At 70.0% G+C, this 16,416-nt stretch carries 17 protein-coding genes; 10 read left to right on the top strand and 7 right to left on the bottom strand.

Features of this window, described 5'->3' with window-relative positions; translation table 11 throughout:
- Positions 1-53: 53 nt before the first annotated feature.
- Positions 54-1,361: a cytochrome P450 gene (locus tag ABEB12_RS33120; RefSeq protein ID WP_185063593.1), complete on the top strand. Its 1,308-nt coding sequence runs from the start codon at positions 54-56 to the stop codon at positions 1,359-1,361.
- On the opposite strand, the gene ABEB12_RS33115 is transcribed toward ABEB12_RS33120, so the two are convergent.
- Positions 1,330-2,685, bottom strand: a complete 1,356-nt coding sequence (locus ABEB12_RS33115; RefSeq protein ID WP_185063592.1) for a cytochrome P450 — start codon at positions 2,683-2,685, stop codon at positions 1,330-1,332. The two genes, ABEB12_RS33120 and ABEB12_RS33115, sit on opposite strands and share 32 nt — an antisense overlap.
- 59 nt (positions 2,686-2,744) lie before the next feature.
- Here ABEB12_RS33115 and ABEB12_RS33110 point away from each other — a divergent pair, with 59 nt between their 5' ends.
- Positions 2,745-3,326: a TetR family transcriptional regulator gene (locus ABEB12_RS33110; RefSeq protein WP_185063591.1), complete on the top strand. Its 582-nt coding sequence runs from the start codon at positions 2,745-2,747 to the stop codon at positions 3,324-3,326.
- Here ABEB12_RS33110 and ABEB12_RS33105 read toward each other — a convergent pair.
- On the bottom strand, positions 3,292-3,702 hold the full coding sequence (locus ABEB12_RS33105; RefSeq protein ID WP_185063590.1) for a winged helix-turn-helix transcriptional regulator: 411 nt from the start codon (positions 3,700-3,702) through the stop codon (positions 3,292-3,294). The genes ABEB12_RS33110 and ABEB12_RS33105 overlap by 35 nt on opposite strands.
- Before the next feature lie 64 nt (positions 3,703-3,766).
- Here ABEB12_RS33105 and ABEB12_RS33100 point away from each other — a divergent pair, with 64 nt between their 5' ends.
- On the top strand, positions 3,767-4,669 hold the full coding sequence (locus tag ABEB12_RS33100; protein WP_185063589.1) for an NAD(P)H-binding protein: 903 nt from the start codon (positions 3,767-3,769) through the stop codon (positions 4,667-4,669).
- A gap of 2 nt (positions 4,670-4,671) precedes the next feature.
- Here ABEB12_RS33100 and ABEB12_RS33095 read toward each other — a convergent pair whose 3' ends face one another.
- The 5 genes from ABEB12_RS33095 to ABEB12_RS33080 form a co-directional block, all read right to left on the bottom strand.
- Positions 4,672-5,880, bottom strand: coding sequence for an FAD-dependent monooxygenase (locus tag ABEB12_RS33095; RefSeq protein ID WP_345703345.1), 1,209 nt, complete (start codon positions 5,878-5,880; stop codon positions 4,672-4,674).
- A 283-nt stretch (positions 5,881-6,163) separates the two neighbouring features.
- The gene (locus ABEB12_RS33090; protein WP_185063587.1) at positions 6,164-6,463 is read right to left on the bottom strand and encodes a DUF1416 domain-containing protein; all 300 of its coding nucleotides are present in this window, start codon (positions 6,461-6,463) and stop codon (positions 6,164-6,166) included.
- Positions 6,463-7,302: a rhodanese-like domain-containing protein gene (locus ABEB12_RS33085; protein ID WP_185063586.1), complete on the bottom strand. Its 840-nt coding sequence runs from the start codon at positions 7,300-7,302 to the stop codon at positions 6,463-6,465. Before ABEB12_RS33085 ends, ABEB12_RS33090 begins: the two co-directional genes overlap by 1 nt.
- Positions 7,303-7,434: 132 nt before the next feature.
- Entirely contained in the window at positions 7,435-7,509 is a 75-nt protein-coding gene (locus tag ABEB12_RS42280; protein ID WP_425572299.1) for a putative leader peptide, read from the bottom strand.
- Positions 7,510-7,586: 77 nt separating this feature from the next.
- Entirely contained in the window at positions 7,587-8,393 is an 807-nt protein-coding gene (locus ABEB12_RS33080; protein ID WP_185063585.1) for an LmeA family phospholipid-binding protein, read from the bottom strand.
- A gap of 156 nt (positions 8,394-8,549) precedes the next feature.
- Between ABEB12_RS33080 and ABEB12_RS33075 the strand changes: the two genes are divergently transcribed.
- The 7 genes from ABEB12_RS33075 (at position 8,550) to ABEB12_RS33045 (ending at position 16,300) form a co-directional block, all read left to right on the top strand.
- A complete protein-coding gene (locus ABEB12_RS33075) occupies positions 8,550-9,293 on the top strand; it encodes a winged helix-turn-helix domain-containing protein (RefSeq protein ID WP_185063584.1) in 744 nt (247 codons plus the stop codon).
- A gap of 465 nt (positions 9,294-9,758) precedes the next feature.
- On the top strand, positions 9,759-10,670 hold the full coding sequence (gene mshD, locus ABEB12_RS33070; RefSeq protein ID WP_345703344.1) for a mycothiol synthase: 912 nt from the start codon (positions 9,759-9,761) through the stop codon (positions 10,668-10,670).
- A 233-nt stretch (positions 10,671-10,903) separates the two neighbouring features.
- Positions 10,904-12,028, top strand: coding sequence for a phosphate ABC transporter substrate-binding protein PstS (gene pstS / locus ABEB12_RS33065; RefSeq protein WP_185063582.1), 1,125 nt, complete (start codon positions 10,904-10,906; stop codon positions 12,026-12,028).
- A gap of 136 nt (positions 12,029-12,164) precedes the next feature.
- A complete protein-coding gene (gene pstC / locus ABEB12_RS33060) occupies positions 12,165-13,097 on the top strand; it encodes a phosphate ABC transporter permease subunit PstC (RefSeq protein WP_425572298.1) in 933 nt (310 codons plus the stop codon).
- Positions 13,094-14,020: a phosphate ABC transporter permease PstA gene (gene pstA, locus ABEB12_RS33055; RefSeq protein WP_185063580.1), complete on the top strand. Its 927-nt coding sequence runs from the start codon at positions 13,094-13,096 to the stop codon at positions 14,018-14,020. The genes pstC and pstA overlap by 4 nt, the downstream gene beginning before the upstream one ends.
- A 16-nt stretch (positions 14,021-14,036) precedes the next feature.
- A complete protein-coding gene (gene pstB / locus ABEB12_RS33050) occupies positions 14,037-14,813 on the top strand; it encodes a phosphate ABC transporter ATP-binding protein PstB (protein WP_185063579.1) in 777 nt (258 codons plus the stop codon).
- Positions 14,814-15,133: 320 nt separating this feature from the next.
- Positions 15,134-16,300, top strand: a complete 1,167-nt coding sequence (locus ABEB12_RS33045; protein WP_185063578.1) for an ABC transporter permease — start codon at positions 15,134-15,136, stop codon at positions 16,298-16,300.
- Positions 16,301-16,416: the final 116 nt, after the last annotated feature.

The raw sequence follows: 16,416 nt of genomic DNA, 5'->3' as shown, positions 1-16,416 counted from the left end.
CGCAGAGCCATAGCGTGGTCGCCGGTTCCCGGGACGGCCCTTAACCTGACTGGATGACGGTCAGCGACGCCGCCGGCGCGACGGCGCGGATACACGATCCGGCCACCTACGTGCAGGGGCCGCCACTGGCCGAGCTGGCCCGGCTGCGCCGCGAGCGCGGGGTGGTCTGGGTGGACGAGCCGGACGGGCCGGGGTACTGGTTGGTGCTGCGGCATGCGGACGTGGAACGGGTGCTGAAGGACCCGGCGACGTTCTCCTCCGCGTTCGGCGGCACCCAGATCCGTGACCCGCTGACCGGTGAGGACCTCGAGTACGTGCGCCGGATGATGCTGAACATGGACCCGCCGGAGCACGCGCGGCTGCGGAGGCTGGTGGCCAAGTCGTTCACGCCGCGCGCGGTGGCCGCGCTGACCAGCCGGATCGAGGAGCACGCCCGGAACCTGGTGGACCGGATGATCAAAGGCGCCAACCCCTGCGACTTCGCCAAGGACGTGGCCGCCGACCTGCCGCTGTACACCCTGGCCGAGGTTCTCGGCGTGCCCGGGCAGGACCGCTGGCTGCTGTTCGACTGGTCGAACCGGGTCATCGGCTGGCAGGACGAGGACTACGCGACCAGCGCGGCCTTCGATCCGACGAAGGGCACCGAGCTCGCCAGGAGCGCCCTCGCGCTGCGCCCGGAACCGGACCCGAACGGAAGGATGCCCGACCCGCGCGGCCGCGCCGGCATGCCCGACCTGTACGCGTACGCGCACCTGCTGGCCGAGCACAAGCGCAGCCGGCCCGGCGGCGACATCATGTCCATCCTGCTGGCCGCCCGCGACGAGACGATCTCCACCGAGGAGTTCGAGAACCTGTTCTGGCTGTTCGCGGTGGCCGGCAACGAGACCCTGCGCAACGGCATCCCGGGCGGCATGATCGCGCTGCTGCGCCATCCCGACCAGCAACGCGCGCTGAGGGCGAACCCGGACGATCTGGTGGACCGCGCGGTGGAGGAGATGCTGCGCTGGTGGACGCCGGTGATGGTGTTCCGCCGCACCGCCACCGCAAGCACCGAGCTGGCCGGGGTGCGGATCGAGGCCGGCGACAAGGTGGTCGTCTCGTTCCTGTCCGCGAACCGGGACGAGACCGTGTTCGCAGACCCGGACCGGTTCGACATCCACCGGGAGCCGGGCCGGCACCTGGTGTTCGGGCACGGCCCGCACTTCTGCCTCGGCGCGATGGCCGCGCGCACCCAGCTGCGCGCTCTGTTCCGCGAGCTGGTCACCCGCACGTCATGGCTGGAGCCGGCCGGCGAGCCCGCGCTGCTGCGGTCCAACTTCCAGCGCGGCGTCAAGCGCCTGCCGGTGCGCTGGTCACGGTAGAGACGCGAATACGCGCGCCCTTGTGCGGGACCAGCGTGACGTGTTTGGTGACCTGCCGTTCGCCCGGCGCGGTGGTGGTGTCCAGGCGCACCCGGCGCAGGATCTCCCGGATCACCACCCGCATCTCGATCAGCGCGAACGTCGCACCCAGGCAACGCCGCCCCCCGCCGCCGAAGGGCAGCCAGGTGGTTGGCCCGGGCGTGCCGCCGAGCATCCGGTCCGGGTCGAACCGCTCCGGGTCGGTGTAGCGGCCCGGGTCCACGTGCGGCAGGCCGATGCTGGGCAGGACCACCGTGCCGGCGGGCAACCGGTATCCGCCCAGCTCCACCGGCTCGGTCAGCGTGCGGCCCACCTCGTAAACCACCGGGCGGACCCGCAGCGACTCCTTCACCACCGCGTCCAGGAACTCGTCCCCGGAGCCGTCGTCGGCCTGGGCGGCCTCCACCGCCCGGCGCAGCAGGTCGGGGTGCCGGATGAGGCGCTCGAAGGTCCAACTCAGGCCGGTGGCCGTGGTCTCGTGCCCGGCGCCGAGCAGGGTGATCAGCTGGTCGCGCAGCTCCCGGTCGGTCATCCCCCGGCCGTTCTCGTCAGCGGCGGCGACCAGCATGGCCAGCACGTCGGTGCGTTCCGCCAGCCGAGGGTCGGCCCGGCGATCGGCGATCTCCTGGTAGAGCAGCCGGTCGGCCTCGGCCCGGTCCCGGCGCACGCCGTGCCACGGCCGGTAGCGCTGCAGCTCCGGGTAGAGCATCGCGGTCACGCCGAGGAGGTTCATGTCCATCACCTTGGGCAGCGCGGCGCGCAGCGCCGCCAACCGCGTCGGGTCGTCGGCGCCGATCACCGTGCGCAGGATGACCTCGAGGGTGATCTCGGACATCAGCGGGGCCACCGGGAAGGGCCGGCCGACCGGCCAGCGCGCCACGTTCTCGGCGGTGATCTCCGCCATCACGTCCATCTGCCGGCGCACCGCGTCCCGGTGGAACGGCGGCATCATCAGCCGGCGCCGGTCGCGGTGGGTTTCCTCGTCCAGCAGCAGCACGGAGCTGTCCCCGAGCACGCCGCGCATGATCGAGTTGGCCTCGCCGGCGTGGTAGACCTTCGGGTCCCCGCCGAACACCTGCTTCAGGTGCTCCCGCTCGGTGATGAACACCATCCAGCCGGACGGCGCCGCGTAGAGCGTGAACATGCTGCCGTACCGGCGGTGAGCCCAGCGCTCGATGCGCTGCGGCGCGGTCCAGACCAGCGCCGAGGACAACAGCTTGGGCAGCTTCGGGCCGGGCGGCAGGCCGTCGACCACGCTCGGGCTGAGGACAGTCGCGCTACTCATGATCAACATCATACATCTGTTTAATACGCGCGTCTAGATTCATTCGGTAAGCTCCCGCCATGGGACACCGCGAAGACCTGCTCGCCGGCGCGCGCCGCTGCCTGGAGGAGCGGGGCTACGCGCGCACCACCGCGCGCGACCTGGTCGCCGCCTCGGGCACCAACCTGGCCTCCATCGGCTACCACTTCGGGTCCAAGGACGCGCTGCTGGTCGCCGCGATGACCGAACTGTTCGACGAATGGGCGGTGCAGGTGCGGGACGCCGCGCTCGACGCCGCGCCGGCCGGCAGCGACCCGCTGACCCTGCTGATCGCCTCCTGGGGCGCGATGGTCGAGGTGTGCACCCGGCACCGGGGCCTGTCCCTGGCCTACAGCGAGGCGGTGGCATTCGCCCGGCACCAGCCGGCACTGCAGGCCCAGCTGGCGACCATCTACCAGCGCAGTCGGGTCAAGGTGGCCGAAATGATCAAGAAGGAGCTGCCCACGCTGAGCGACCCGCACGCCGCCGCGCTGGCCTCGTTCGAGATCGCCGCGTGCGACGGGCTGGTGGTGCAGTGGCTGATGGACCCGGAAGGCATGCCGAGCGGCGACGAGCTGGTGGCAGCGTTCAACGCCGCCCTGCTGGCGCTGTCTCGCGCGTAGCGTCGTACTCCTCACGGGCGGCGAAGACGTCCCCGAGGTGCTCCTCGATCCAGAGCGTGATCTCCGCGATCCGGTGGGCGACCGGCTCACCGAGCGGGGTCAGCGAGTAGTCGACGTGCGGCGGGATCACCGGGTGCGCGACCCGGCGGACGAAGCCGTCCCGCTCCAGGCGCTGCAGAGTCTGCGCGAGCATCTTCTCGCTCACCCCGCCGACCCTGCGGCGCAGCTCGCTGAACCGGTAGGTGCCGCCGTCCCGCAGGATGGCCAGCACCAGCACACCCCACCGGCTGGTGACGTGCTCCAGCACGCCCCGGGACGGGCAGTTGGGTTCGCACACATCCACCACGTGCCCGTTGACCTCTACACTTACCCACATACCATTACCGTACTTCAAAGTGGGTACTTACGCAGAGTTAGTGTCGGCGCCTAACGTCAACCGCATGATCGTGATTGTTGGAGCGACCGGCAACCTCGGCCGGCAGGTAGTCCAGAAGCTGCTCGCGCGCGGCGTGCCCGCCGACCGGGTGGTCGCGGCGGTGCGCCGCCCGGAGGCGGCCCAGGAACTCGGCGTCCCCGTGCGGCGGGCCGACTACGACCACCCGGAAACCCTGCCCGCCGCGCTGGCCGGCGCCCGCCGGGTGCTGCTGATTTCCTCGCCCGGACCGTTCGGGCAGCGGCCGGCGCAGCACCGCGCGGTGCTGGAGGCGGCCGGGGACGTCGAGCTGTTCGCCTACACCAGCATCCTGGGCGGCGAGCGGTCCGGCGCCCGGCTGGCCGAGGACCACCAGGCCACCGAGGCCGCGATCAGGGCCTCGGGCCTGCCGCACGTGTTCCTGCGCAACGGCTGGTACCTGGAGAACTACCGCCCCTCACTGGCCCACGCCGCCACGAGCGGCGGTGTTTCCGTCGGGCGCCAAACTGGGCGCCCGACCCAGCCCGCCGGCTCCGCCGGCGAGATCGTCGGCTCGGCCGGGCCGGACGCCCGGGTGGCTTCGGCGCTGATCGAGGAGTACGCGGAGGCGACCGCCGCCGTCCTCACCGCCGAGGCGCCGAAGCCGGTGTACGAGCTGTCCGGGGACGTGGCGTGGAGCTTCGCCGAGCTGGCCGCCGAGGTGGCCAGGCAGGCCGGCCGCCCGGTCGGGTACCGCCGGCTCACCCCGGCCGAGCACCTGGGCGTGCTCACCGGCGCCGGCATCCCCGAACCGGTGGCCGACCTGCTGGTCGACGTGGACGCCGCCGTGGACCGGGGCGAGCTGGCCACCAAGACCGGTGACCTGGCCGCACTGATCGGCCGGCCCACCGCGCCCCTGGCCGAGGCGGTGAAGCGGGTACTCGCGAGCTGAGATCAGTGCGCCGGCTCGTAGTCCGGCAGCTCGATGCCCTTGACCAGCTCGCCGAGCGCGGCGCCGCCGTCCCCGCCGCCGAGCCGGGCCAGCCGGGGGAAGTGGTGCTCGGTCCACGCGGCCAGGTACTGCCGGAAGATCGCCCACTGGCTGTCCGGCGAGGCGGCGGCCGCGTGCGCCGCGCCCATCTTCTGGGTGGCGGTAACCCAGTCGCCCATCCGCCGCTGGTACTCGGCGAACGCGCCGGCGTGGTCACCCGACCGCTGGGCCAGCTCGCCGGCCAGCACATACGCGCCGACCACGGCCAGGCTGGTGCCCTGGCCGGACATCGGAGACGGGCAGAACGCGGCGTCGCCGAGCAGCGCCACCCGCCCGTTGGACCACTCAGGCAGGTGGATCTGCGCGATGGAGTCGAAGAAGAAGTCCGGCGCCTCGTCCATCCGGTCCAGCAGCCAGGGGGCCTCCCAGCCCAGCCCGGTGATCCGCTCCCGGACCAGCGCGCGCTGCGCGGCGGCGTCCCGGGGGTCGTAGTCCAGCTCCGGGGAACGGAAGGCGAAGTACGCCATGGCGTCCGCGTTGTCGTGGATGCTGCGTACCCCGCAGGACCGGCCGGGCGCGTCGTAGCCGAGCATCCAGCGGTCCAGCCGCGGGCGGTTGGGCACGGTGAAGAAGGCGAAGTACAGCCCGAGGTGACGCAGGTAGTCCGACTCCGGCCCGAAGGCCAGCGCGCGCACCCCGGAGTGCAGCCCGTCCGCCCCGATGACCAGGTCGAACCGCCGCCGGGCGCCGCCGGCGAAATCCACGGTGACGCCGTCCGCGTCCTGCTCCAGGGCCACGATCCGGTCGCCGAACAGGTACTCCACCCCGTCCGAGGTGGCGTCGTAGAGGACCCGCGCCAGGTCGCCGCGCAGAATCTCGATCTCCGCGACGAATCCGTCCCCGCCGTGCTCGTCGACGGTGGTGGAGGCGACCCGCCAGCCCCGCTTGGTCACGTAGGACAGGCCCAGGGTGTCCGTGCACGCCGCGCGCACCTCGGCGTCCAGCCCCATCCGGCGGACCACTTTCTTGGCCACCCCGCGCAGGTCCACCGCCTGCCCGCCCGGCCGCAACTCCGGGGACCGCTCCACCACGGTCACGCCGAAGCCGTACCGGCGCAGCCAGTAGGCCAGCGCCGGACCGGCGATGCTCGCACCGGAAATCAACACGTTCACCAGGAATCCCCTCCGACCGCGCCGGACTCTATGCCGCACCGAAAACCCCGACAACCGAGTTACTCGGGACCGGTCCCCACGGCGGCGGCGGAGAATTCGACGCACGGCGGCAGCGGAGGGGGACTCGGCATGGCGTGCCGTGAATAAGCCCGCCATCCCGCGGCGGACGGCCGGCGGGACGGTTTCGCTCGGTAGGCGAAACCGTCCGTCAGTCGTTACGAGAAGGACGGGGCGGTTCCACTCGGTAGGTGGAACCGCCCCGTCTCTCGTCTCTACGGGTGACTCAGCCGACCGCGACCTCGGCGCGGTGCAGGCCGGGGCCCTCGGCGGTCACGCTGGTCTCGCCGTTGCCCGACCGGGACAGCGCGCGCACGGTCCAGTTGCCCGGGCCGGCGAAGAACCGGAAGTCACCGGTGGCCGAGGACACCACCTCGGCGGTGAACTCACCGGTGCCGTCCAGCAGCCGGACGAACGCGCCGCCGACCGGCTCCGACCCGTTGACCACGCGACCGATCAGCACGGTCTCCTTGGACAGGTCGGTGCCCGGGGGCAGCTGGGCGGTCTGCTCGGGTGCTCCGCACATCAGTTACCACTCCCCAGCTCGATCGGCGCGCCCACCAGCGAGCCGTACTCGGTCCACGAACCGTCGTAGTTCTTCACGTCGCCGTGGCCCAACAGCTCGCGCAGCACGAACCAGGTGTGGCTGGACCGCTCGCCGATCCGGCAGTAGGCGATGGTCGGCTTCGAGCCGTCGAGGCCGGCCTCCGCGTACAGCTCGCGCAGGTCGTCGTCGGACTTGAAGGTGCCGTCCTCGTTGGCCGCCTTGCTCCACGGCACGTTGATCGCCGTGGGGATGTGGCCGGGGCGCTGCGACTGCTCCTGCGGCAGGTGCGCCGGGGCCAGGATCTTGCCGGAGAACTCGTCCGGGGACCGCACGTCGACCAGGTTCTTCACCCCGATCGCGTCGATCGCCTCCTGGCGGAACGCGCGGATGGTCAGGTCCGGCTCCTTGGCCGAGTAGCTGGTCTGCTGGCGGGCCGGCACGTCCTTGGTCAGGGTGCGGCCGTCCAGCTCCCACTTCTTCCGGCCGCCGTCCAGCAGCTGCACCTTGTCGTGCCCGTACAGCTTGAAGTACCAGTAGGCGTAGGCGGCGAACCAGTTGTTGTTGCCGCCGTACAGGACCACCTGGTCGTCGTTGCCGATGCCCTTCTCGGACAGCAGCTTCTCGAAGCCGGCCTTGTCCACGAAGTCCCGGACCACCGGGTCCTGCAGCTCGGTCTTCCAGTCCACCCGGACGGCGCCGGGAATGTGCCCGCCCTCGTAGGCGGAGGTGTCCTCGTCGACCTCGACGAAAACCACGCCGGCGGTTTCGAGGTTCTCTTCGGCCCAGTCCGCGGAGACTAGGACGTCCTGGCGGCTCATACGGTTTGCTCCCTGGTTACGGTCGGTTGCGGGCGTGACGATGGGCAGGATCAGTCCCGGTCGACGCCGGGAATGACGGCCGTAGGCGGAGCGGCGCTGGCTCGGAAACGAGCAGGCGGAAACCGTCCGCGCTCAGTGCGCCGGACACAGGCAGCTGCCCACGCGGCACAGATCAACTGCGCGGCGACGGGTCAGCGGCCAATACACGGCGACCAGGGTAGCTGAAATGCCCGCCTAGCGGCGGGCCCGTGAGTGAGAAGTGTGGCTATAGCAATACTTCTCACTCACGAGTCGCCGGTGCCGCCGCCGGCGGCAACGGTGACATTGTGCGCAACCCCGCTGACCTGAATGGCCGTGTCCACCGCGCGCAGCGTGGTGGGGGTGACGTCGAAGGGCAGCTCACCCGGGTCGATCTGCAACGTGAACATCCGGCGCAGCGAGGCCTGCACCGTGTCCGGGAGCCGGGTGGCGGCCGGCCCGCTGCCCAGCCGGATGTCCCGGGGGCTGATCTGGATCTGCCGGCCGGCCAGCTGCAGCACGGCGATCACCGAGACCTCCGTCTTCTGGCCCAGCACGTCGGTGGTGGCGACCAGGCGGACCGCCTGGTCCGGGGTGATCCCGGTGACCGAGGAACCGGGCATCGCGTCCTTGGAGTTGGCCAGCGCGGCATCCAGTGCGCCCGGGTCCACCGGCTGCACCTTCAGCTTGGTCACCCCGCGCAGCTGGCGGCGCAGGTCCTCGTCGGTGACCTGCACGGTGCCCTGCAGGTCGTCGATGTGGATGCTGCGCAGCGTGCCGGACAGCACCTCACCCAGCGGCAGCCGCACGTGGTAGAGCTGCGCGCGCACGCCGACGTTGTTCATCTGGCCGACGGTGAGCCGGTCGGCGGACACCTCGACCCGCTGGTAGTCGCCGCCCAGCGCCTGGGTCAGGAACGGGAAGCCGTTGATCTTGACGGCCGGGTCGTCCGGCAGCGCCAGCTGCTGGCGCAACCGGCTGGAAACCTGGTACTCGGCGGTCGCCGCCGCCGCGTAGTCCACCGCGACCAGCAGCACGATCGCCGCCACCAAGCCGATCACAAGCCTCTTCACAACCGCGCCTTCCCGCCGCCTTCTTGATCGCATCAGCCTCGACTACCAGCGTGAACTCTGTCGCTCAAGGGTTCCCGACCGCTTCCCGCCAGGTATCCTCCCGGTTAGCAAAATGTGACCGACCACCGGGTCGTCCCCTACGGGAGGAGCCAACCCATGGAGTTGCTGCTGCTCACCGCCGACCCGCGCCCTGACTCGGTGCTGCCGGCGTTGTCCCTGCTGCCGCACGGTGTGCGCACCGGCGCACCCGAGGTGGCCGCGCTGCTGGACGCCGGCCCGCACGACGCGGTGCTGGTGGACGCGCGCACCGACCTGGTCGCCGCGCGCGGGCTCTGCCGGCTGCTCGGCACCACCGGGCTGGACGTGCCGGTGGTCGCCGTGCTCACCGAGGGCGGACTGGTCGCGGTGTCCCCGGAGTGGGCGGTGGACGACATCCTGCTGCCCGGCGCCGGCCCGGCCGAGGTGGACGCCCGGCTGCGGCTGCTGCGCGCCCGGCCCGGCTCCGACGCCGCCGCCGGCGGCGGGGCACTGGTACTCGGCGAGCTGATGATCGACGAGGCGACCTACACCGCCCGCCTGAAGGGCCGCGCGCTGGAGCTCACGTACAAGGAGTTCGAGCTGCTCAAGTACCTCGCGCAGCACGCCGGCCGGGTGTTCACCCGGGCCCAGCTGCTCCAGGAGGTCTGGGGCTACGACTTCTTCGGCGGCACCCGCACGGTGGACGTGCACGTGCGACGCCTGCGCGCCAAACTCGGCCCGGAGCACGAGCAGCTCATCGGCACCGTGCGCAACGTCGGCTACAAGTTCGTCCGCCCCGGCCGCGCGTCCCTGGCCTCCTCCATGGAAGGCACCACCACCACCGGCACCACCACCGACACCCCCGCCGACGCCCTGACCTGACCCGACGCAGCTTCCACTCGGCGTAGCCCGGAGCCGCGCGACATGTGCGTACGCGGCACGGTCTCAAGGACGGCCGGGACGGCGCGGCTGCTGCCTCATGCGCGTCGGGAGCCGCCCGAACGTTTGGGGCGCACGGTGCGTCTTCCGCTGCGCGCGGCCCCGGAGCGGTCCCTCGCTACGCAACGTAAGCGGTCCGCCGCCTCCGGCGGCGACCCCTGCCGCCGAGCGCAAGCTCAGTCCGGTTCGATCACGCATTTCACCGGACTCAGCCAGCACTCGGCGTTTGCACGAACCCCGCTCCCCACCAAAACCTTCCCCCGACGACCACGCAGGGTAACCAAACGGCTGGACGACGGCGCGGCAAACGCAACGGCCGCCGCCCAACCCGACACGAATCCCGACCGCGGCCGTCCAAGCGATCTTGAAACCCCGACCCGGCCCCAAACGTTGGGTAGGGTCGACCCCGTGGCGAAGGTGACGGTGAGCGCACAAGTTGACGCAGAGCAGGTGCAAGAGCTGCTTGCCGCGGCGACCGCCGAGGACGGCACCGCACCGATCGGCGAGGGCGCACTGCTCGCCCCGGATGCCGTCCACCTGTTCACTATCGACGACGACCGTCTCACCGGTTATGCCACGCTGGACCTGGCCAACCCGGACGAAGCGGTCGGCGAGCTGGCTGTCCACCCCGGAGCCCGCCGGCAAGGTATCGGCAGGGTGCTGGTCAACGCCCTGATCGAGCAGGCGAAACCACGGGCGCTGCGGATCTGGGCCCATGGCGAGCACCCGGGCGCGAAGGCGTTGGCCCAGACACTGGGCTTCCAGCAGGTGCGCGAGCTGTGGCAGATGCGGCGGTCGCTGGCCACGCCGGAGCTGCCGGAGGTGCGCCTCACCGAGGGCGTCGCGCTGCGCACGTTCCGCCCCGGGCGGGACGAGTCGGAGTTCCTGCGGGTCAACAACGCCGCCTTCGACTGGCACCCCGAGCAGGGTGGCTGGTCCCTGGACCAGGTCAAACAGCGGGAGAACGAGCCCTGGTTCGACCCGGAGGGTTTCTTCCTCGCCGTCGAGGCCACCGACCCCGACCGGTTGCTCGGCTTCCACTGGACCAAGGTGCACACCGCCCCGGAACGGATCGGTGCCGATACTCGTTCCGCTGACGCTTCTCTCGGCGAGGTCTACGTGGTCGGCGTCGACCCGGCTCAGCAGGGCCGCAAGCTGGGCGCGGCCCTCACCCTCGCCGGGCTGCGCCACCTCCGGGACCGGGGGTTGTCGGACGTAATGCTCTACGTCGAGGCGGACAATGCCCCGGCCGTCCGCGTCTACCGGAACCTGGGCTTCGAGCATTACCACACGGACGCCGCGTTCCGCCACGAGCCGTAAACGGCCGACACCATAGATTTGATGATCCTTTAAGGTTAGTTACCTTATGTCACCTTTCGAGGTCACGGCCGGGTCTCGGGGATATCTCACGGGTGGTGTCGAGCGCCACCCTGGGCCGCCTGTTCACCCTGCGTTTACCCGTACGGGGGGCGACGTCCATCCAGTATCCCTAACGTCCGGGGGTGAGGCGGCCACCCCGAGCCGCACAAAGCACAACCTCGGAGGACTCCGTCGTGAATCTCAAGCGACGCAGTGCGGCGCCAGCCCTGCTCGCGCTCATCGCGGCCGGCTCGCTCGTGGTAGCCGGCTGCGGTAGTGATCCCAACGCGAAGCCGGGCGGCAACGGGGGCGGCAACGCCGCCGGGGGCCCGCCGGCCAACTGCGGCGGCAAAGCGAACCTGACCGCGGAGGGCTCGTCCGCCCAGAAGAACGCCATCGACGTCTTCATCCAGTCCTACCAGGCCCAGTGCTCCGGGCAGAACCTGGCCTACAACCCCACCGGCTCCGGCGCCGGCGTGAAGCAGTTCAACGCCGGCCTGGTCGACTTCGGCGGCTCGGACTCCGCGCTGAAGGACGCCGAGGTCGCCGCCGCGCAGCAGCGCTGCCAGGGCAACCCGGCGTGGAACCTCCCGCTGGTGTTCGGCCCGGTGGCCATCGGCTACAAGCTCGACGGCGTGACCAACCTGGTGCTGAACGGCGAGGTCGCCGCCAAGATCTTCAACGGCCAGATCAAGACCTGGAACGACCCGGCCATCGCCGCGCTGAACTCCGGCGCGCAGCTGCCCAGCACCCCGATCAACGTGGTGTTCCGCTCGGACGAGTCCGGGACCACGGACAACTTCCAGCAGTACCTGACCGCCTCCAGCAAGGGCGCGTGGACCCAGGGCGCCGGCAAGAAGTTCGCCGGCGGCGTCGGCTCCGGCGCGCAGGGTTCGGCCGGCGTCTCCCAGGCGGTCTCCGGCGCGGCCGGCTCGATCACCTACGTCGAGCTGTCCTACGCCCAGGACAACAACATCAGCATGGCGAAGCTCGACTCCGGCTCCGGCCCGGTGGAGCTGACTCCGGAGACCGTGGGCAAGGCCATCGAGTCGGCCAAGGTCAGCGGTTCGGGCAACGACCTCAAGCTGGACCTGAAGTCGGTGTACGGCGGCAACACGGCGGGCGCCTACCCGCTGCTGCTGGCCACCTACGAGATCGTCTGCTCAAAGGGCTACGACGCGCCGACCGCTCAGGCGGTCAAGGCGTTCCTCACCACGGCCGCCACCAATGGGCAGCAGCAGCTGCCGGAGGCCGGCTACGCACCGCTGCCGGAGTCGTTCAAGCAGAAGTTGCTGACCGCGATCCAGGCTATCGGTTAGTCCGGTGAGCGAGCTGGCGAGCGAACCATCAGCGGATTCGGTCACCCGAAGCAGCAGCCGGGAGGCAGGCATTACCAGCGAAGTGGAATCTCAGCCCAACCCCCAGGACCGGCCGCCGTCCGGCGGCGGCCGGACGGTGGTCCAGCGCGGTGACCGCGTGTTCGGCGGGCTGGCCACCGGTTCCGGCTGGTTCGTCGTGCTGCTCATCGGGGCAATTGGCTTATTCCTGCTGATCCAGGCGGTCCCTGCGTTGTTGGCCGACCACGCCAACTTCCTGACCAGCCGAGAGTTCGACGCCGGCGATCCGGCGAACCTGCGGTTCGGAATTCTGGACCTGCTGCTGGTCACCGTCGAGGTGTCCGTGTTCGCCCTCGTTCTGGCCATGCCGGTGGGGCTGGGTATTGCGTTGTTCCTGACGCAGTACGCGCCCCGCCGGCTGGCCAAGCCCTTCGGTTACCTGGTCGACCTGCTCGCGGCGGTGCCGTCGATCATCTTCGGCCTGTGGGGCCTGCTGGTGCTGGCCCCGGTGATCTACCCGGTGGCCGAGGGCCTGAACGGCGCGCTGGGCTGGTTCTTCCTGTTCAAGAGCTACCCGGACAACGTGCCGATCGTGCGGGGGGCCAACCTGTTCACCGCCGGGATCGTGCTGGCGGTGATGATCCTGCCGATCATCACCGCGATCACCCGCGAGGTGTTCGAGCGCACGCCCCGGATGCAGATCGAGGGCGCGCTGGCGCTCGGCGCCACCCGGTGGGAGGTCATCCGGACCACGGTGCTGCCGTTCGGCCGGGCCGGCTACGTGAGCGCGTCCATGCTCGGCCTCGGTCGCGCGCTGGGCGAGACCATCGCGCTGATGATCATCCTGGCGTCGGTCGCGGCGCCGTTCCGGGGCAGCCTGTTCGACGGCGGCGCCACGTTCGCCTCGAAGATCGCGCTGTCCTTCGCCGAGCTGAACAACGCGCTGTCCGCCGGCGCCTACATCGCGGCCGGCCTGGTGCTGTTCCTGCTCACCTTCGCGGTGAACGCGGCCGCGCGGGCGATCGTCAACCGAGGGGTGCCGAAGTCGTGACAACCGCGAGCCCACCGATCGACTCACCGGCCATCAAACCGGCGTTCACCGGGATCAGCACGCGCCGCAAGCTGACCGACAAGCTGGCCACCGGGCTGGTCGCCCTGGCCTTCCTGGTCGCCCTGGTGCCGCTGCTCTGGGTGGTGATCACCGTGCTGAGCAAGGGCCTGCACGTGGTGGTCAACCCCAACTGGTGGTTCCAGTCGCTGAACGGGCTGCTGGCCCGCCAGCAGGGCGGCGGCGTGTACCACGCGATCTACGGCTCGCTGGTGCAGAGCCTGATCGCCGCGCTGATCGCCACCCCGATCGGCATCATGGTCGCCGTCTACCTGGTGGAGTACGGCGGCACCGGCAAGGCGCAGACCAAGCTGTCCAAGGCCGCCACCTTCATGGTGGACATCCTCACCGGCGTGCCGTCCATCGTGGCCGCGCTGTTCGTCTACTCGGTGTGGATCTCCATCTTCGGCCTGGACCGCAGCGCGTTCGCCGTGGCCCTGGCCCTGGTGCTGCTCATGGTGCCGGTGGTGGTGCGGTCCACCGAGGAGATGCTCAAGATCGTGCCGGCCGACCTGCGCGAGGCCTCCTACGCGCTGGGCGTGCCGAAGTGGCGCACCATCCTGAAGGTGGTCATCCCGACCGCCCTGTCCGGCATGCTCACCGGCATCGTGCTGGCGCTGGCCCGGATCATGGGTGAGACCGCGCCGGTGCTGATCCTGGTGGCCTACGCCCCGTACATCAACTTCGACATCTTCGGCGGCAACATGGCGTCACTGCCGCTGGTCATGACCGTCGAGCGGAACAACCCGACCATGGCCGGCGGGGACCGCATCTGGGGCGCCGCGCTCACCCTGATCCTGATCATCACCATCTTCCAGCTGATCGCGGCCGCGTTGTCCAAGTGGACCGCGCCCAAGACGAAGTAGAGGGGCTCACGGAACCATGGCCAAGCGGCTGGATCTCAAGGACGTCGACATCTACTACGGCACGTTCCACGCGGTGGACAGCGTGAGCCTGACCGTGCCGCCGCGCAGCGTGACCGCCTTCATCGGGCCGTCCGGCTGTGGCAAGTCCACGGTGCTGCGCACGCTGAACCGCATGCACGAGGTCATCCCGGGCGCTCGCGTGGAGGGCCAGGTGCTGCTGGACGGCGAGGACATCTACGCCCGCACCGTGGACCCGGTGTCCGTGCGGCGCACCATCGGCATGGTGTTCCAGCGGCCCAACCCGTTCCCCACCATGTCCATCCGGGACAACGTGGTGGCCGGTATGAAGCTGCAGGGAGTGCGGGACCGGGGGCGCCTGGACGAGATCGCCGAGCGCTCGCTGCGCGGGGCGAACCTGTGGAACGAGGTCAAGGACCGGCTGGCCAAGCCCGGTGGCGGCCTGTCCGGCGGTCAGCAGCAACGGCTGTGCATCGCCCGCGCCATCGCGGTGCAGCCGGACGTGCTGCTGATGGACGAGCCGTGCTCCGCCCTGGACCCCATCTCCACGCTGGCCATCGAGGACCTGATCGGCGAGCTGAAGAAGGACTACACGATCGTCATCGTCACGCACAACATGCAGCAGGCCGCGCGGGTGAGTGACCAGACCGCGTTCTTCAACCTGCGGGCGACGGGTGAACCCGGCCGCCTGGTGGAGATCGACGACACCGACAAGATCTTCTCCAACCCGACCGAGCGCGCCACCGAGGACTACATCTCCGGCCGCTTCGGCTGATCCACCGGACGTTTCCGCCGGCCCCCGTACCGCCCGCCGGTACGGGGGCCGGCGTGTGTCCGGGGCCGGCTTTGCCGACATTTGATGTTTGTCGTCGGGCTAGCCCATTGCTTCCCGACCACTTCCGAGCTTCAATAACTGTGACTGGAGGCACACAGAGGGGACCCCGGCGGGGGCGACGGGCGGCGATTTCCGCATGCACTGAATGCGGTTTCGTGCGGGCCGTTGCAAATTGATCTACGAGCGCGGCGGGCCCCCTCGACACCGGAGGGGATGCCACCGTGCGTTTCAGGGAAGCGTTATCGGACGCGATTCAATGCATGAGCGCGGCGCGCTTGCGCACCGGACTGACCCTTCTCGGGATCATCGCCGGCGTGATGGGCGTCATCGTTCTCGCCGGCTTCAGCCACGGCACCTCGAACGCCTTCTACGAGCGTCTCGCGCCGATGAGCGGCGCACTCTCCATCGCCAAGAAGTCCACTCCCGGGCAGCAAGGCGGCGGTCCGGTGATGCCGCTGACCGAAGGCGACGCGGCCGCGCTCGCCGACCCCGAAGCGGCCAAGAACTACCACTCGGTCACCGCCTATCGCACCGGCTCGGCCGTTCTGCGGGACGGCGAGAAAGAATGGACCTTGGGCATCGTCGGGGTCAACGGCCCCTACCTGATGGCCGAGAATCGCACGATGCAGTCCGGACGGATGTTCACCGAACAAGAGGAACGGGACCGGGCAAAGGTCATCGCGGTGAGTACCGATGTCGTTGAATACTTCTTCAACAAAGACGACAACGCCGCGATCAACTCCTACATCCGAATCGGCCGGATCCCGATGAAGATCGTCGGCGTATTCAAGGAGAGCGGCGACGACGTGGTGATGCCACTGAGCACCGCCCGGCCGCTGATGGCCGGCAACGACATGCTCAACACCATCAAGATGATCGCCAGCAGCCCGGAGCAGTGGGACCAGGCGGAGACCGACATCAAGAAGGTGCTCGACGAGCGGCACGGCATCCCGAAGTCCAAGCAGCGCGACTACTCGATCAGCGACATGCCGACGCTGGTCGAACGGGTCAAGCACCTGATGAACGTGCTGGCCATCGCCATCACCGTGCTGGCCGGGATCTGCCTGCTGGTCGGCGCGGTCGGCATCGCCAACATGATGCTGATCACCGTCGCGCACCGCACCAACGAGATCGGGGTGCGGCGCGCGGTCGGCGCCCGCCGGGGCGCGATCCTCAAGCAGTTCATGCTCGAGTCGACGATCATCGCCGGGATCGGGGGAATCTTCGGCGCAATATTCGGGGTGGCCGCCGTGCTGATCTCCCAGCGCCTGCTGCCCCGGTACCTGCCGGACTTCCCCACCCCGGAGCTGTCCATCCCGGCGACGATCGTGGCGTTCGGCGTGAGCCTGCTCATCGGCCTGGTCGCGGGCAGCTACCCCGCCCTGCGCGCCTGCCGCCTAAAACCCATCGACGCCCTCCGCTACTGACGCCCACACCAACCCTGATTCAGTCACTTCGGCACACCGGTTCAGTCACTCCAGCAGTCAAGAGTGACTGAACCACCGTGCTGAAGTGACTGAATCAGGTTGTTTGGGGTGGGGTG

Source organism: Actinospineispora eucalypti (assembly GCF_039543365.1).
GTDB lineage: Bacteria > Actinomycetota > Actinomycetes > Mycobacteriales > Pseudonocardiaceae > Pseudonocardia > Pseudonocardia eucalypti.
The sequence above is the reverse complement of the archived record's forward strand: the minus strand, read 5'-3'. Positions and strand labels throughout refer to the sequence as shown.

Coding starts and splice junctions, on each gene's coding strand:
- ABEB12_RS33045 (WP_185063578.1), top strand. CDS start 15,134: ATGAGCGCGGCGCGCTTGCGCACCGGACTGACCCTTCTCGGGATCATC.
- ABEB12_RS33085 (WP_185063586.1), bottom strand. CDS start 7,302: ATGAGCCGCCAGGACGTCCTAGTCTCCGCGGACTGGGCCGAAGAGAAC.
- ABEB12_RS33110 (WP_185063591.1), top strand. CDS start 2,745: ATGGGACACCGCGAAGACCTGCTCGCCGGCGCGCGCCGCTGCCTGGAG.
- ABEB12_RS33075 (WP_185063584.1), top strand. CDS start 8,550: ATGGAGTTGCTGCTGCTCACCGCCGACCCGCGCCCTGACTCGGTGCTG.
- ABEB12_RS33115 (WP_185063592.1), bottom strand. CDS start 2,685: ATGAGTAGCGCGACTGTCCTCAGCCCGAGCGTGGTCGACGGCCTGCCG.
- ABEB12_RS33120 (WP_185063593.1), top strand. CDS start 54: ATGACGGTCAGCGACGCCGCCGGCGCGACGGCGCGGATACACGATCCG.
- pstB (WP_185063579.1), top strand. CDS start 14,037: ATGGCCAAGCGGCTGGATCTCAAGGACGTCGACATCTACTACGGCACG.
- ABEB12_RS33105 (WP_185063590.1), bottom strand. CDS start 3,702: ATGTGGGTAAGTGTAGAGGTCAACGGGCACGTGGTGGATGTGTGCGAA.
- ABEB12_RS33100 (WP_185063589.1), top strand. CDS start 3,767: ATGATCGTGATTGTTGGAGCGACCGGCAACCTCGGCCGGCAGGTAGTC.
- ABEB12_RS33090 (WP_185063587.1), bottom strand. CDS start 6,463: ATGTGCGGAGCACCCGAGCAGACCGCCCAGCTGCCCCCGGGCACCGAC.